Origin of the sequence: Teredinibacter waterburyi (genome assembly GCF_001922985.1) — a bacterium.
Lineage (GTDB): Bacteria > Pseudomonadota > Gammaproteobacteria > Pseudomonadales > Cellvibrionaceae > Teredinibacter > Teredinibacter waterburyi.
Window position 1 is genome coordinate 58,052 of record NZ_MRUH01000123.1, and the last position, 15,828, is coordinate 73,879.

Consider the following 15,828-nt stretch of genomic DNA (forward strand, 5'->3'; position numbering starts at 1 on the left):
GCAGTTTGCTAGGCGGATGTGTAGTGCGGTCGTGGCGGAATTGGTAGACGCGCTGGATTTAGGTTCCAGTGTCTTTGACGTGAGAGTTCAAGTCTCTCCGACCGTACCATTAGCCTTTTAACTCCAACAGTATTTATTACTCCCATGATTCTTTACGAGGAACAAGATGCAAGTTTCTATTGAAACGACATCCGGTCTGGAACGTCGTCTAACCGTCGGTATCCCTGCAAATTTAGTTGATCAGGAAGTTGAAAAACGCCTGAAAGATGCCGCAAAAAACGTGCGTATCAATGGTTTCCGTAAGGGTAAAGTTCCTATGAAGGTCGTGAAACAGCGCTACGGTGCTGGCGTACGGCAGGAAGTTGTGGGAGATACAATTCAGCGTTCGTTTTACGAAGCTGTTCAACAGAAGGCTGTGCGTCCCGCCGGTCAGCCGCAGATTGATGCGCGCCAACTTGAAGAAGGTAAAGATCTTGAATACGTTGCCACCTTCGAAGTTTACCCCGAAGTGGAGCTCAAGGATCTAGAGAAGCTAGAAGTGGCTCGCTTAGATGCCGATATCACCGATGCTGATATCGACGATATGATTAAGACTTTGCAGAAAAATCAGGCCTCTTTTGTGCCGGTTAAACGCAAATCTAAAAAGGGTGATCAGGTTGTGATCGACTTCGACGGTACTGTAGGTGGTGAACCGTTTGAGGGTGGTAGCGCTAAAGATCACAAGTTAGAGTTGGGTTCTGGGGCTATGATTCCTGGGTTCGAAAAGGGCATCATCGGTATGAAGACTGGTGAGTCACAAACGATATCCGTAACCTTCCCTGAAGATTATCAAGTTGAAAGCTTGCGCGGCGCTGATGCAGAGTTTGTAGTGTCAGTTACCGAAGTAAATGGTGAGAAGTTGCCCGCTTTGAATGATGAATTTTTTGCTAAGTTCGGTATTACCGAGGGCGGCGAAGAAAAATTCCGTCAAGACGTAAGTGAAAATATGGCCCGTGAGAAGTCGCGCGCCAGTAAAAATAAAGTACGTGAGCAGCTATTAGATGGTTTGTTGGCAGCTAATCCAGTGGAGTTGCCAGCCGCTTTGGTTGCGTCTGAAATTGATGCGATGCGTCAGCAGATGGTCCAGCAGTATGGTGAAATGGCTAAAAACCTCGATTTGAAAGCCCTTTTGCCGGACGATATGTTTAAAGCTCAAGCGGAAAAGCGCACTAGTTTGGCGTTGTTGATTTCGGCCCTAGTTTCAAAAGAAGGGATAAAAGCTGATCCAGCCGTTGTACGATCTTTGATTGAGGATGCAGCTGCAACCTACGAAGATCCGCAGGAAGTGGTTAACTACTACTATAACAACGAACAGTTGTTGGCGAGTGTGGAAGCTGCAGCTCTGGAAGAACAGGCTGTTGCATTACTTTTGACAAAAGCAAAAGTAAGCGACAAAAAAGTAAGTTACGAGCAGCTAATTAAAGCGGACGGTGCGGAAGCGGAATAGCGCCAATCTTTAACTGCGTTAGTTGTTTATCATGACAGCCCCTTTATGGGGCTGTTTTCGTTTATAGCGAGTTAAAGTTTTTGCCCGCTAGTTGTTCGAATTGGTCGAATGCTGGCCAGTTTTGCAGCGAATATGCTGTTAACCTACAGCAAATATTGTAGTTCCGCCTGATGCGCATATAATTGCTGAAATACTTATTCCGCAACTGCGTAAATAATCTGGCGCGCTGTTCACAATTGATTAGTGATATTGGGAATGAGCGACTAAACTCTTATAAAAGCAGTCTAAGACGAAGCTCCATATAAAGCCGATGTGTTGCGCAGTGCGTATAACCATCTTTCTGGATAAGACAACCAACTGGATTTGCCTATGTCAAAAATTGATCTTCTCGGCGGCGACGCGTCCACCGTAACTAACTCTCTCGTGCCCATTGTTGTTGAGCAAACAGCAAGAGGTGAGCGTTCTTATGATATCTATTCTCGCCTTCTGAAGGAGAGAGTCATCTTTCTCGTCGGGCAAGTTGAAGATCACATGGCAAATTTGATCGTAGCGCAAATGTTGTTTTTAGAGGCGGAGAATCCGGATAAGGATATTCACCTCTATATCAACTCCCCCGGTGGTTCAGTAACCGCCGGTATGTCGATCTACGATACGATGCAGTTTATTAAGCCAGACGTAAGCACTATGTGTATTGGTCAAGCTTGTAGTATGGGTGCTTTCTTGCTGACTGCCGGTGCAAAGGGCAAGCGTTTCTGTTTGCCAAATGCCCGCACCATGATCCACCAGCCTTCCGGCGGTGCTCAGGGTCAGGCGAGTGATATACACATTCAAGCTCAAGAAATTTTGAAAATCCGACAGCGCTTAAATGAGATTATGGCCGATCACACCGGTCAGTCTGTTGAAGAGATTGCGCTTAATACAGAGCGCGATAAGTTTATGAGTGCAGAAGAGTCAAAAGCGTTCGGTTTAATTGATGATGTGCTTGATAAGCGCGTATTCGATACAGCTAAGTCGTAATTTTAAGTTTTAGCCGCTAGCGGTTAGCCCAGCTTGAACAGAGCTTGGGGAAAGGTCAGAATGACCTGTATAGGCGGCTACAACCGCTTGCTAAGAGATATAGCCAGATTGGAGACCATTGATGTCTGACAACAGTAACAACAGCGACGATAGCGGCAAGCTTCTCTATTGCTCGTTCTGTGGAAAGAGCCAGCATGAAGTACGTAAGCTAATTGCAGGCCCCTCGGTTTTTATCTGTGATGAGTGTGTTGATCTTTGTAACGACATTATTCGCGAAGAAATACAAGAGAGTGTCACCGAGGGTAGTGGCGATAAGCTACCTACACCAAAAGAGATTTCACAAACTCTAGATGAATACGTTATCGGCCAGAGCGATGCTAAAAAGGTGCTGGCGGTGGCGGTTTATAATCACTATAAGCGTCTTCGTGTAGGTGAGTCGAAGAAAGTAAAAAATGATGTCGAGCTGGGTAAAAGTAACATATTGCTGGTCGGCCCTACCGGTAGTGGTAAGACGCTCCTAGCGGAAACATTGGCGCGCTTATTGAACGTACCTTTTACCATCGCAGACGCTACGACCCTAACTGAAGCGGGTTATGTTGGTGAAGACGTAGAAAATATTATTCAGAAATTGTTACAAAAATGTGATTACGATGTAGATAAGGCTCAGCAGGGTATTGTTTATATCGATGAAATTGACAAGATTTCTCGCAAGTCTGATAACCCATCGATTACTCGTGATGTATCTGGTGAGGGTGTGCAGCAGGCGTTGTTGAAGCTTATTGAGGGTACGGTTGCTTCCGTCCCCCCTCAAGGCGGCCGCAAGCATCCGCAGCAAGAGTTTTTACAAGTCGATACGTCCAATATCCTCTTTATATGTGGAGGTGCATTTGCTGGGTTAGATCGCGTTATTCGAGACCGTTCAGAAAAAGGCGGGATCGGCTTCGGCGCGGAAGTTAAGAGCAAAGACCACAGCAAGAACGTCGGCGAAACTTTAAAAGATCTAGAGCCAGAAGATCTAGTGCGTTACGGCCTAATCCCAGAGTTTGTCGGCCGCTTACCCGTCATAGCGACACTTGATGAGCTAGATGCTGCAGCGCTAGTACAGATTCTCCGCGAACCAAAAAATTCTTTAGTCAAGCAGTATGGTAAGTTGTTTGAAATGGAGGGCGTTGAGGTTGATTTTCGCGACGAAGCGCTTGATGCCGTAGCGCGTAAGGCTATGGAGCGAAAAACCGGTGCACGTGGTTTACGCTCAATTATGGAGAACGTACTGCTCGATACCATGTACAGACTTCCTTCCGAGACGAATGTGTCGAAAGTTGTAGTTGATGAGTCTGTGATAAAGGGTGAGTCGGCGCCATTGTTAGTTTATGAGCACACCGATCAACCTAAGGCGTTGCCCGAAGAGTAAGCGTATATCGGAATTACACTAGACGACACTACTTAGTTTTTTATCCGGCTTATCGCTAAGTTGTGCGCCAAAGATTGGTTAAGATACGTGAAAAGGGCCCTATGGCCCTTTTTTTTGCGTCTTACTTTGTGATTTGTTCGAGGTCTGGTTGTATTCTTATTTGGGCGATGGAATAGCAACCTAAAACTGTCATCATTCGTATGGGGCGGTGATTGACTTGTAAATCATTGTTTCCGCCCCCAACTAGCCTAAAGCGGTCTTAAAGTCTGGCATATTAGTTTGCCAAGACCCCAGCTTTCTATAAAGAGGTCAGTCAATGGATCAGTCCGAGCAGGTATTAAGCGATAACAAACTCCCATTACTTCCATTGCGTGACGTAGTGGTTTACCCACACATGGTTATTCCTCTTTTTGTTGGTCGTGCAAAGTCGATTGCTGCGCTTGAGCGGGCAATGGCAGATGATAAGCAGATACTCCTAGTTGCTCAAAAACACGCGTCGGTAGATGAGCCCGGTGTTGATGACCTCTACAGTTTTGCGACTGTGGCTACCGTGCTTCAGCTATTGAAGTTACCCGACGGAACCGTAAAAGTTTTGGTGGAGGGGCGTCAGCGTGCCTCAATCGTCTCGGTAAGCGAAGAGCAGGACTACTTTATTGCCGAGATCGAGGTGGTTGCTAACAGCGAGCCAGAAGACCGTGAAATGGAGGCGTTAACGCGAACCCTGCTTAGCCGCTTCGAGCAGTATGTGAATCTCAGTAAAAAGGTTCCCGCAGAAGTTATGACCTCCCTAAGCGGTATCGATGAGCCAAGCCGGCTGGCCGATACCGTCGCTGCCCACATGAGTCTTGATCTTGCACAAAAGCAGGAAATTCTCGAGGTGGCGGACGTAGGAGAGCGCTTAGAGCATCTTATTGGCCTGATGGCTGCTGAAGCCGATCTGTATCAAGTCGAAAAACGGATTCGAGGCCGGGTAAAGAAACAAATGGAGAAGAGTCAGCGCGAGTACTATCTGAACGAGCAAATGAAAGCCATCCAGAAAGAACTTGGCGAAATGGGCGAGGAGCCGAGTGAAGGTGAGGAGCTGGAGCGAAAAGTAGCCGAGGCTGGTATGCCGAAAGAGGCTGAAACTAAGACGCGAGCGGAGCTAAACAAGCTTAAAATGATGTCGCCTATGTCTGCAGAGGCATCGGTTGTGCGTGCCTATATCGATTGGATGGTTAACCTACCGTGGAAGAAGCGCAGTAAGGTTCGTCATGATCTAGAGGCGGCGGAGAAAATCCTTGAGCAGGACCACTATGGTTTAGCTGAGGTCAAGGAGCGGATTCTAGAATACCTCGCCGTTCAAAAACGCGTGAAAAAAGTTAAAGGTCCAATCTTGTGTTTGGTGGGGCCTCCTGGGGTCGGTAAGACCTCCTTGGGTGAGTCTGTAGCGCGCGCTACAAATCGTAAGTTTGTTCGTATGGCTCTGGGTGGTGTGCGTGATGAAGCCGAAATTCGCGGTCATCGCCGTACTTATATTGGCTCTATGCCTGGCAAGCTCGTGCAAAAAATGTCAAAGGTGGGTGTGAAGAATCCACTCTTCCTGCTAGATGAAATCGATAAAATGGGTATGGATCATCGCGGCGATCCTGCATCTGCTTTATTGGAGGTGTTGGACCCAGAGCAAAACTCTACTTTTAATGATCACTATCTGGAAGTGGATTACGATTTGTCTGACGTGATGTTTGTTTGTACTTCGAATAGTATGAATATTCCTGGTCCATTGCTCGATCGTATGGAAGTTATCCGTATTCCCGGTTACACCGAAGACGAAAAGGTCAATATCGCAACGCGATATTTGATACCCAAACAGACTAAAAATAATGGCCTGCATAAAGACGAATTAATTATAGAGCCTGAAGCGATTCTTGATGTAATTCGTTACTACACTCGCGAAGCTGGTGTCCGCGGCCTTGACCGCGAGATTGCAAAAATATGCCGAAAGGTTGTTACCCAAAATGCAAAAGCGAAAACGAATACAACTATCATTGTTAGCGCCGAAAAGTTAGAAGATTATTTGGGTGTACGCAAAGCTGATTACGGCAAAGCCGAAAGCGAAAATCAAATCGGTCAGGTTACCGGTTTGGCGTGGACGCAAGTGGGTGGTGAACTGTTAACTATTGAATCTTCCGCCGTAAAAGGTAAAGGTCTTCTTGTGAAAACCGGTTCGCTTGGTGACGTTATGCAAGAGTCGATACAAGCGGCGATGACGGTAGTGCGTTCACGTGCGCAGGGGCTTGGTATTGCGCCAGATTTTCACGAGAAAAAAGATCTGCATATTCACGTTCCAGAAGGGGCGACCCCCAAGGATGGTCCGAGTGCAGGTATTGCTATGTGCACTGCATTAGTGTCGGTTTTTGCAGAGATTCCAGTGCGCGCAGATGTTGCCATGACTGGGGAGATTACCCTGCGTGGCGAGGTGTTAAAAATAGGCGGTTTGAAGGAAAAGCTGCTTGCAGCACACCGCGGGGGGATAAAAACAGTTATCATCCCACATGGAAATGAGGCAGACTTGCGTGAGATTCCCGATAACATTAAGGCAGACTTGGTGATTAAGCCGGTCCGTTGGATTGATGAAGTATTGGAAGTAGCGTTGCAATATATGCCAAAACCCTACAGCGATGAGGAGTATCGGGCACTAGAGGCGAAAGCCAGTGGTGAAAAAAAGGAAGATGAAAATCGTATAAGCACACACTAGGAATAGCGTATAGCACCATAAAACTGGTTGAAAACCAACCAGTTTCCTGCCTGCAGGGCAAATAATGGATTTCATTCTTGACCGGTATACGGGCAGTTGGTATAAATCGCAATTCCTTTAGAGCAGTTGAGTTGTCCCAGGCTTAGGTTTGCGTGGTTACACAGCGATTGCGGTGCAAAAAGAATTAATTGACTAATCCAATAATAAGAGGGGATTAAAGTGAACAAATCTGAACTGATCGAAGCGATTGCCGCTTCTGCCGACATATCCAAAGCAGCTGCTGGCCGTGCACTTGACGCCGTAACTGATTCAATCGCTGGGGCGTTAAAAGAAGGTGATCAAGTAGCTTTGGTTGGTTTCGGTACTTTCCTCGTGAAAGAGCGTGCAGCTCGAACAGGGCGCAACCCGCAAACCGGCGCTCCTATTGAAATCGCTGCTGCAAAGATCCCTAGTTTTAAAGCGGGTAAAGCGCTAAAAGATGCTGTCAACTAATTTGCTCTGTCACGAGTTCGGCGCTGACCGTAATAGGTTTTTGTCCGGCGCTTAGAAAGACTGGTAATAGGTAATATATTTTCCGTGTCAGCCCAACGTTTTTGAATTTAATTTTGTTGATCGTTGACTAAAAAAAATAATAAACCAGGCACTGATCGGAAAAGACATACAAAAGTTGCTGATACAAAAAAGGCGCATCTAAACGGCGCCTTTTTTCGTATAAATATTCTTATCTTTTGTGTAGCTCAATTCTTTTATATAAAAGTTTGGTTCGAAATTCGAGGTTCACTATGCTCCAGGGTGTAAGAGATAATTTAAAGGGCACGACAGTGTCTATTGTTATCATTGTACTATTCATTGTTCCAATGGTTATTGCCGGCGTTGGAAGTTCTTTTCTTGGTTCGGTGGCTGGAACTGATGCCGCAGAGGTAGATGGTCGATCCGTGAGTTTTGCGGAACTTGATCGCGAAGTGTATTTGCAGAAGCAGCGCATGCTTTCTCAGCAAGGTGTAGACCCGTCGGCGGACTATTTAAAAGACGAGAACCTACGAGGCCCTGTACTCGAGCGCTTAACTCGCAAAGCGGCAATGCTTGCTGCTGCTGATCACGCGGGAATGGGGGTGGATGCGGCAACGGTAAATCGCGTTATTGCAACACAGCCTGACTTCCTTACCGATGAAAGGTTTGACTCGCAGAAATTCCGGAGTGTGTTATCTCGAATCGGTTTGACTCCAGCGAATTTTAAAGTGTCGGTCGCAGAAGATTTGATGTTGAACCAAATCAACTACGGATTGGAAGCCTCTTCGTTTGTAACTCAAGCGGAAAAGGCAGCTTTAATTTCTTTAGTGCATGAAAAGCGAACATTCTTTACTGTCGATATCCCCTCCGAAGGTTTGCGCGAGCAGGTAACTGTCTCGGATGCGGATGCTCAATCCTATTACGATGAGAATCAAGAGTCTTACCGTAAAGCCGAACAGGTTGCCGTCGAGTATATTGAGCTTTCGCTGGCGAAATTGGCTGAGACGATGAAGGTTGACGAGGCGCAAGTAAAATCTCAGTATGAAGCTGATGTCGCTAAGTTTGATGCCGCGCCAGAATATACAGTTGCGCATTTACTTATTGAAGATGGTGATAGTAGCGCAGCCAAACTTGCTGAGGTACAAGCCAAGCTCGCCGAAGGTGAAGACTTTGCTGAATTGGTAAAGCAGTATTCTGATGACGCTGGTACGCGTGATTTGGGTGGTTCTCTTGGTGTTGTATTGCCTGGTATCTACCCTGTTGATTTCGAAATGGCGGTATACAGTTTGGACTCTGGCGAGATATCGGCTCCAGTGACAAGCGATGCTGGTACCCACCTAATTAAAGTACTTGATAAGCATGTACCTAAGCCGCCAGCGTTCGCGGACCGGAAAGCCGAAATCAAGGCCAACCTTCAGCGAATTCAAGCTGAAGAACTCTATACGGCTAACTTGGAGTCCTTAGATAAGCTTACCTTTAGTGCTCCAGACTTGAGTGATGCAGCTGCTACGTTGGGTTTGACTGTCGCTCAGTCCACCCTGTTCTCCCGTACCAGCGGTACTGGCATCGCAGGCAATACAGACGTTCGCAATGCGGCGTTTGCGCCAGAGGTGCTTCAAGACGGCCATAACAGCCGAATTGTAGAGCTTGCTAACAACCGCGCCGTCGTTCTGCACGTTAAGCAGCATGAGCCTGAGCATATTCAAGCTTTTGACGTGGTCAAGGCGTCTATTGTCGACAAACTCACACAACAGCAAGTGAATGAGATGCTGAAGTCGAAGGCCGATGTGTTTGTGGAGACAGTGAAGTCTGGCGAAGCAGCTGAGAAACTAGCCGAATCGCTTGGTTATGCCTACTCGTCATTTGAAGGCGCTACTAGATCAGACCCGGTGTCTGATCCCGCGACCCGTAGTCAAGCGTTTGCGATAGCTAAAACAGATTCGCCGGTTGACCTGCATGTCAGTATTACGCCGACGGGAGTCACTCGTGTTATTGGTGTTACCTCTCGGGAGCCTGGTAAAGCGAGTGAAGTTGGTGATGATATGGTGGAAGGGCTTTCAAGTCAGTTGGCGCGTGAAAATAGCCGTTATGAAGGTAGTTCTTTCGAAGCCGGTATCGTTTCTAGTGCGAAAATCGTTACCCGATAATTTGTTGCGGGCAACCTGATTTTCTAGTTTCATGTTATGAAGACCTCGACCGTATGGCTCGGGGTTTTTTTTCGCTTGCGACTTGAGGTTTGGGGCGTGAAGCCAAAACTATATGGCGCGAAGATTATACTGTCACCGTTTGGTGGGTAACCTCGGTTCCCGGCAAAAGATATGTAGAGAGGTAACGCTGATAATTGTGCTGGGTGGCTGGCGATGTCGACGCTAGAGTATAGATAAATTCCAGCTTTAATGGCGCGTCAATATTCCCGTGTTGGCTGCAACTTTTACCGAGGTTTGCGAGGTGGAAGCTTACCCGTCGAGCTATCGCATTCCCTGAGTCAACCCAGTTTATATGCGAAAACTCTGGGAGTAGATGAAGCCTATCTTGAAGTATTGGGAAGTGCGTGCAAGCGAGGATGATGGTATCAATATTCTTGCCATTTTTTTGCTCCGTAAGGTAGCGTAACTCTCTAGTGAGCAGTGTTTCATCGATAGGACTATTGGCGAGTAAATCTTCAGCATACCGCACCAACAGGCCACTGCCATGGCGTAGAATTGTATGCTCTTTTGCAAACTCCCTAATAAGATTTGCCGTGTAAGCGCGGTCGATTGTAGCGGGTGTCGCAAGTAAGCCTATTACGCCTGTTTGAGTAATAGCGGCTGCCGGTTTTATCGCCGGTACAACGCCAACAAATATAGTATCGAAGCATTTTCTAAGTGTTTCGAGTACGATAGTACTCGCAGTGTTGCAGGCGATTACAACAATATCTGGTTGGTGTTGAGCCAGCAGTACCCCCATAAGCGTAATAATACGGGTGGACAGTTGTGCATCCTCTAAGATTCCGTAGGGGAATAGCGCGTTATCCGCCACATACGTAATGTCGGCATAAGTGTTCGAGAGTAAGATTTCTCGGGTAACAGTTAAGCCCCCAGCCCCGGAGTCGAATACGAGAATATTTGCTCTAGTAGACATAAGTCTCAATAGTAAAAATATAAATTCAACTCATGATAACAAAGCTTAATACTCCATGACAGACAATACATTGGTTGAACTCGTCAACATTTCGATTACACAAGAGCAAATGATTTTAGTCATTTGTAGTGTTGTTTTTGGCGTGTTTTGCGGCTGGCTTGTTGTTCGATATCAATATGCTATGCGTCATAAAACGTTAGTCTTAGAGACTTTAGATTTAAAAAATCAACTTGCACAACAGGTGCAGGTTAGTCGTGCTGAGTGGGAGCCACAGGTACATCAGCAAGCGTTAGAGACAGCTCGATTACAAGCGGAGTTGCGGGCGGCACAGTCGCGGGTGGAGTCGCTAGGGGGGGAGTTAAATGAGCTACACACATTAAGAGCTCGATATGTTCAGGCAGAAACGCGTTTAAGTGAACAGCAGCTACAGCGAGAGCAGGAAAAGCGTCTACTCGATGAAACAAAACAGCAACTCTTTAGAGAATTCGAGTTGGCGGCAAACAAGTTATTTGATGCTAAGCAGGCGCAATTTACCAGTAGTAGTCGTTCGACTATAGAGGCGGTTATCACGCCCTTTAAGGAGCAGTTGAAAGACTTCCACAAAAAAGTTGATGACGTCTATTCCAAAGAGAATAATCAGCGTAATCAGCTCCTCGGTCAAATTTCTGAATTGCAGAAACAGGCGACTAAGATTAGTGCGGATGCCAATAATCTAGCGGCGGCGTTAAAAGGTGATAATAAGGCGCAGGGTAATTGGGGTGAAATTATTCTCGAGCGATTACTGGAGCAGTCGGGGTTAGAGAAGGGCCGAGAATACACTACCCAGAAGTCTCACGCCGATGCTGAGGGCAAGCGGTATAAGCCCGACGTGATTGTGCATTTACCTGAAGGTAAGGATATTGTCATCGACTCTAAGGTTTCTTTAGTCGACTACGAACGCTTTTGTGTTGAACAGGATACTAGCGCTCGCGAAACACTCTTAAAGCGACACGTGGATAGCCTACGGGCGCATATCAAGGGTTTATCTTTAAAACAGTATGAGCAGCTTGAAGGCGTTAGAACCCTCGACTTTGTCTTTATCTTTGTGCCAATCGAAGCGGCCTATATTACGGCTATCCAAGCCGCTCCAGCCTTGTTTAAAGAAGCTTACGATAAAAATATTGTGTTGGTGAGCCCTTCAAGTTTAATGGTGGCTTTGCGTACGGTAGAAACCCTTTGGCGATATGAAAAACAGAATACCAATGCCGAGACAATAGCCGCTAGTGCGGGGAAGCTGTACGATCAATTTGTGATGGTAGTAGCGGCTATAGAAGACATTGGTAGCCATCTAGATCGGGCTACTAGAGCTTACGATACGACGCGTAAACGCTTAACTGATGGCCGTGGAAACCTTATTCGCCGTGTCGAGAACCTGCGTGACCTAGGTGCTAAAACGAGTAAGAATTTGCCGGATAAGTTGCGTTCAGAGGCGTTGGACAGTGACAGCGAGCCGGAATCATTGGCGGTTGAGAAAACTGAAAACATGGAGTCTTAATAGTGAACTTAATTGTAGTTGCAGTGGTAATCGTCATTTTGCTTTCGGGGTTGGCGCTCTACTATCAGGTGAAGTTGCGGCGCCTAAAGAAACAGCAGCAAGAGCGCTTGCAGCAGCAGAACGTAAGGTTACAGGAAGTAAAAAAAGAAGCCTTGAATAGCATCATAGTATTGGCTCAGGCGGCAATTGAAAAGCAGGTAAGTTTAACCGAGGCGAGCATACGCATAACAGTTCTGTCAGAGCGTTTAGGGTTTTCGGAGCATGAGCTCAGTGATTTCCAGGTGTTTACTAAGCTTGCGGAGGCGACGGCCCATATTCCGATATTGGATCGTTGGACGTCGTTGCCCAAAACCGAAAAGCGCGCGTTTGAGCAAGAGCGTCTTCAGCACGAACAAAAATATCAGGACTTTATTGAAGCGGCTGCGCGCCAGCTATTAGCAAATAGTGAGCGGTATCGCGCGTTGCTAGGTAGCAGTGCCTAGGGGGCGCTAGCCGCTTTGACCTCTCTGTAAGTCTGGTTAACGCCTTCGTAGCCACACGCCGCACTCTCGATGATGGGTGTAGGGAAATTGATCGAATAGGGCAAACCTTTCTATTTTATGCGTGTCACTCAAGAAGGTTAAGTTAGTTTTTAGAGTCTCAGGGTTGCATGATATATATAAAATATTATTAAACCGACTTGCGAGTTCTTCTGTTTCTGAATCCAAGCCTGCTCTTGGTGGGTCGACAAAAATCGTTGTAAAGTTATAGCTTGTTAAATCGATCTCTTTAAGGCGGCGAAATTCCCGCGCGCCATTTAACGCTTGGGTAAACTCTTCACTCGACATTCTTGCTATCTTGATATTATCGACGTCATTGATGTCCATATTGTGCAGTGCAGAATTGACTGACGTTTTGGAAATTTCTGTCGCTAGAACCTTATCGAAATGAGCTGCAAGCGGCAGAGTGAAATTGCCGTTACCACAATAGAGTTCGAGTAAATCGCCACCAACCCCCGCAACCGAATCACAAGCCCAGTTCAGCATCTTTTCACAGACGTTGGCATTGGGTTGGGTGAAGCCAGTTTCAACTTGCTGGTATTGGTACAGCTTATCTCCGACCCGCATATTTTCGTAAATATAATCTTTACCGACTACGAATTTTTGTTTTCGGCTGCGACCGATAACGCTGCAATTAAGTGTTTTTGAAAGCTGTTGCGCTTTAATTTTCCACTGTTCGCTAACGGGCTTGTGGTATATCAGCGTGATGACTGCTTCGCCGGTGGTGGCGGTTAGAAATTCAGCTTGGAATAGCTTGTGGCGTAGTACTGGGTCGTTATTAATCTCTTGCCTTAGAGCTGCCATTAATTCATTTATACGCGTTGATCCAATAGAGTAATGTTCGATTACGACTAACTCTTGCGGATTTTTCGGATTGTGCATAACAAAATCCGCCTGCTCAGTTTCTTTTGAATACCAGACTTTAAACTCGGCGCGCATGCGAAAGTAGTCTTTAGGAGATCTAAAAACATCGAGGCCGGGTAGGTCGAACTGTGCAAACTCAGATTCTGTTTGCGTTATCTTGTCTTGAAGTTGTAAATCGTAATTGTGCGGTTGAGCGCTGCCTATAGTCATATTAAAACCAATGTGAGATTGCCGTGTGGCGCGTGCAGAGCTCTGCAAATGTGGCAGCATTTAAACAGGGAATCTTATCGCCGAATGTTTGTATTTTATGATCTAGTTCTGGTGCGGGGAATAGGAATAAATGGGGTATATCGTGTTCAGTACACAGTGCGTCATACGCTTGCTCGAGTTGGCTTGACTCGGAAATATTCATTAGCACAAGTGTGTCTGTAGGGACGATCAGCACTGCGGCCTGTTGATACAGGCTGCGGCAGTTAGAAATCTGATCGAGATTAAATATATGCAGCATAGGGGGTTAAAAGTAAAGGCACTGTTTAGATTCTGTGAGTAGCGAGCGAGTGCTTTTTGGGCTGAGGAAGATCAAGCTATCGTTACTCTCGGCAGTTAGTGGCGTATCGTCAGGCGAATTTTTATTGAGCATATAAATGGCGAAGGGTTGCAGCTGGGAACAGAGGTTCTGTAATGCTAGATGAAAACATTTTTCTTTGTCCTCATCGGAATTTTCTGGGGCAAACATAAGTACAGCGATTGACTGATCAAATATTAATGCGGTTGTAATTGCATCTAAAACGGTATCGAGATGGCTGCAGTCATCTACGAGTTTTACAACGAATAACAAATTTAGATCAGATGTTGGCTTTGTCATACGGCGTCGTCTTGCTGATTGGTGTTGCGTACGGCGAAGGTTAAAACTCTGTCTGCTTGTGCTTGTTGCGCGATCATTTGTGCCATGCCACCTAAGTGGTACGGTCCTGCACTAAAATGCTCTGTAAGCTCGTATTTGTTTGCTGCTTTAGAGCAGCATATCGCCTCGGTTGCATACTGCTCGAAGAAACTCCTCCATGGATGTGCCTCTTTTAGATTCGGCTGTGCATGTAAAACGCCATCCTCGTAGAAAAATATCTGGCCGATATCATGCCCAGCGGCTAACAAGGCGTGACTAACCCGCAGCGCTTGAGTTGCTGTGGCGCTGCCTGGCGCGGCATTGATTAGGACAAAAATGTTCATAAGCGATGGTTAAAACAATCTTTTTGGCCTGCGATAGCTCGGAAAAAAAGTTCTAGTAGACTTTTAGGTTTATAAACAAAAGCCCCGCGCTAGGCGGGGCTTGATCGAGCATAATCTACTAATGGAGCTGGTGTACCAAAGGTTGCTACTACAGTTTTATCGGTTCAGCTCTTCGGCTTTCGTTTAGTCGTCGGAGCTACCGCCTAGAAAGCTAAGTAGAATGGTAAAGATGTTATATAGCGACACGTATAAAGTTACGGTTGCCGAAATATAATTTGTTTCGCCACCGTGAATAATATTACTGGTTTGCCACATGATTAGTAGTGACGATAGCACCAAAAACATACAGCTTACAGCCAAGCTTAGCCCGCTAATGTTTAAGAAGTAGGCGGCTAGCATGGCTACGAAGGCTACGATGAAGCCAGTCATGATAAAGCCGGTTAGAAAGCTAAGGTCTTTGCGGGTAACTAGCACGTATCCAGACAAGCCAAAGAATATAAGCGCAGTGCCGCCAAGCGCCATTAAAATAGGTTCTATTCCGCTAACGCCAACGTAGTAGTTCAAGATTGGACCAAGCGTTAAACCAAGCCAGCCTGTCAAGGCGAAAACCCAGACTATTCCCCAGCCAGAGTTTTTGGTCTTTTCAACGGCAAACAGCAGACCGATATAGGGCAGTAGCGAGATAAGCCCCAAGTGTGGGAAGTTGATCGCCATGGAGATAGTGGCAGTAATGGCACTAAAGCCTATCGTCATGGCTAATAACGCATAGGTATTACGTAATACTTTGCTCACTTCCAGCGACGAGCTGTATGTCGCAGATTGAGTGTATAGCTCTTGCATTGTGTGTCTCCAAAACGGTAATTGTCAGTTCGCCCTCATCATACAAAGCCCCCTCTAAAAAGCAAGGGGCTAGGCGTTAACTTAGGCAGCAAGATAGGAGAAAAGTTTAATCGACCTTGCTTCCTAGTAAGTTTGGGGTCGGCGTGACAAATACAAGTGTGTTGGAGGTGAATTATCGACCGGGCTGCCTGCCAGGCTAGGGTAGCTTACCCTTATAAAGCGTAGTGACTTTTTCCGTTAATGTATCGAACTCCGCTTGTATCTGCGCTTCAATCTCGTCATAGGTCGAGTTGATATCGCGAGCGCTAGCAAAGTCGCCATCGCGCTCTACCGAACGCAGAAAACTCTCAAAGCCTTTACCTGCATGGAAGTAACCGCCTTTAGCTAGCACGTAACGAGCAACAAGTTGCTCGCAGTCGCGACATTGTATATAGACCATTTGAACCTGATCCCTAACCAAAATATTACGTAGATTGCGGGACCTACAGTTCTGACATTTTTGGATGTGAATTTCCATAATATTCTCGTTCTCTTAAGCGCTCA

At 46.4% G+C, this 15,828-nt stretch carries 15 protein-coding genes and 1 tRNA gene; 9 read left to right on the forward strand and 7 right to left on the reverse strand.

Going from position 1 to position 15,828, the window contains the following annotated elements; all coding sequences use genetic code 11:
- Window positions 1–25 precede the first annotated feature (25 nt).
- The 7 genes from IDZ20_RS09110 (at window position 26) to IDZ20_RS09140 (ending at window position 9,308) form a co-directional block, all read left to right on the forward strand.
- A tRNA-Leu gene (locus IDZ20_RS09110) sits at window positions 26–109 on the forward strand.
- A gap of 57 nt (window positions 110–166) precedes the next feature.
- Window positions 167–1,486, forward strand: a complete 1,320-nt coding sequence (gene tig, locus IDZ20_RS09115) for a trigger factor (RefSeq protein WP_188151123.1) — start codon at window positions 167–169, stop codon at window positions 1,484–1,486.
- A 369-nt stretch (window positions 1,487–1,855) separates the two neighbouring features.
- On the forward strand, window positions 1,856–2,503 hold the full coding sequence (gene clpP / locus IDZ20_RS09120; RefSeq protein ID WP_188151124.1) for an ATP-dependent Clp endopeptidase proteolytic subunit ClpP: 648 nt from the start codon (window positions 1,856–1,858) through the stop codon (window positions 2,501–2,503).
- Window positions 2,504–2,624: 121 nt separating this feature from the next.
- A complete protein-coding gene (gene clpX, locus IDZ20_RS09125; RefSeq protein ID WP_188151125.1) occupies window positions 2,625–3,914 on the forward strand; it encodes an ATP-dependent Clp protease ATP-binding subunit ClpX in 1,290 nt (429 codons plus the stop codon).
- 316 nt (window positions 3,915–4,230) lie between these two features.
- Entirely contained in the window at window positions 4,231–6,651 is a 2,421-nt protein-coding gene (gene lon / locus IDZ20_RS09130) for an endopeptidase La (RefSeq protein WP_188151126.1), read from the forward strand.
- Window positions 6,652–6,870: 219 nt separating this feature from the next.
- Window positions 6,871–7,143, forward strand: a complete 273-nt coding sequence (locus IDZ20_RS09135) for an HU family DNA-binding protein (protein ID WP_188151127.1) — start codon at window positions 6,871–6,873, stop codon at window positions 7,141–7,143.
- A gap of 290 nt (window positions 7,144–7,433) precedes the next feature.
- Window positions 7,434–9,308, forward strand: a complete 1,875-nt coding sequence (locus tag IDZ20_RS09140; protein ID WP_188151128.1) for a SurA N-terminal domain-containing protein — start codon at window positions 7,434–7,436, stop codon at window positions 9,306–9,308.
- A gap of 124 nt (window positions 9,309–9,432) precedes the next feature.
- On the opposite strand, the gene murI is transcribed toward IDZ20_RS09140, so the two are convergent.
- On the reverse strand, window positions 9,433–10,281 hold the full coding sequence (murI, locus tag IDZ20_RS09145) for a glutamate racemase (RefSeq protein WP_188151129.1): 849 nt from the start codon (window positions 10,279–10,281) through the stop codon (window positions 9,433–9,435).
- A 55-nt stretch (window positions 10,282–10,336) separates the two neighbouring features.
- Between murI and IDZ20_RS09150 the strand changes: the two genes are divergently transcribed.
- Both IDZ20_RS09150 and IDZ20_RS09155 read left to right on the forward strand, forming a co-directional pair.
- Window positions 10,337–11,815, forward strand: a complete 1,479-nt coding sequence (locus tag IDZ20_RS09150) for a DNA recombination protein RmuC (protein ID WP_245792222.1) — start codon at window positions 10,337–10,339, stop codon at window positions 11,813–11,815.
- Window positions 11,816–11,817: 2 nt separating this feature from the next.
- Window positions 11,818–12,297, forward strand: a complete 480-nt coding sequence (locus IDZ20_RS09155; RefSeq protein WP_245792224.1) for a DUF2489 domain-containing protein — start codon at window positions 11,818–11,820, stop codon at window positions 12,295–12,297.
- 36 nt (window positions 12,298–12,333) lie between these two features.
- Here the strand turns inward: IDZ20_RS09155 and trmA are convergent, their stop codons facing one another.
- The 6 genes from trmA to IDZ20_RS09185 all read right to left on the reverse strand — a co-directional run bounded on the left by trmA (window position 12,334) and on the right by IDZ20_RS09185 (window position 15,724).
- Entirely contained in the window at window positions 12,334–13,428 is a 1,095-nt protein-coding gene (gene trmA / locus IDZ20_RS09160; RefSeq protein WP_188151130.1) for a tRNA (uridine(54)-C5)-methyltransferase TrmA, read from the reverse strand.
- Window position 13,429: 1 nt separating this feature from the next.
- Window positions 13,430–13,726: a hypothetical protein gene (locus IDZ20_RS09165; RefSeq protein WP_188151131.1), complete on the reverse strand. Its 297-nt coding sequence runs from the start codon at window positions 13,724–13,726 to the stop codon at window positions 13,430–13,432.
- Between the two features lie 6 nt (window positions 13,727–13,732).
- Window positions 13,733–14,083 carry a hypothetical protein gene (locus IDZ20_RS09170; RefSeq protein WP_188151132.1) on the reverse strand — a complete coding sequence of 117 codons (351 nt, stop codon included), beginning with the start codon at window positions 14,081–14,083 and terminating at the stop codon, window positions 13,733–13,735.
- Window positions 14,080–14,445 (reverse strand): DsrE family protein, encoded by a 366-nt coding sequence (locus IDZ20_RS09175; protein WP_188151133.1) that lies wholly within the window; start codon window positions 14,443–14,445, stop codon window positions 14,080–14,082. Before IDZ20_RS09175 ends, IDZ20_RS09170 begins: the two co-directional genes overlap by 4 nt.
- Window positions 14,446–14,628: 183 nt before the next feature.
- Window positions 14,629–15,285 carry a Bax inhibitor-1/YccA family protein gene (locus IDZ20_RS09180; RefSeq protein ID WP_188151134.1) on the reverse strand — a complete coding sequence of 219 codons (657 nt, stop codon included), beginning with the start codon at window positions 15,283–15,285 and terminating at the stop codon, window positions 14,629–14,631.
- A gap of 196 nt (window positions 15,286–15,481) precedes the next feature.
- Window positions 15,482–15,724 (reverse strand): hypothetical protein, encoded by a 243-nt coding sequence (locus tag IDZ20_RS09185; protein WP_245792226.1) that lies wholly within the window; start codon window positions 15,722–15,724, stop codon window positions 15,482–15,484.
- Window positions 15,725–15,828: the final 104 nt, after the last annotated feature.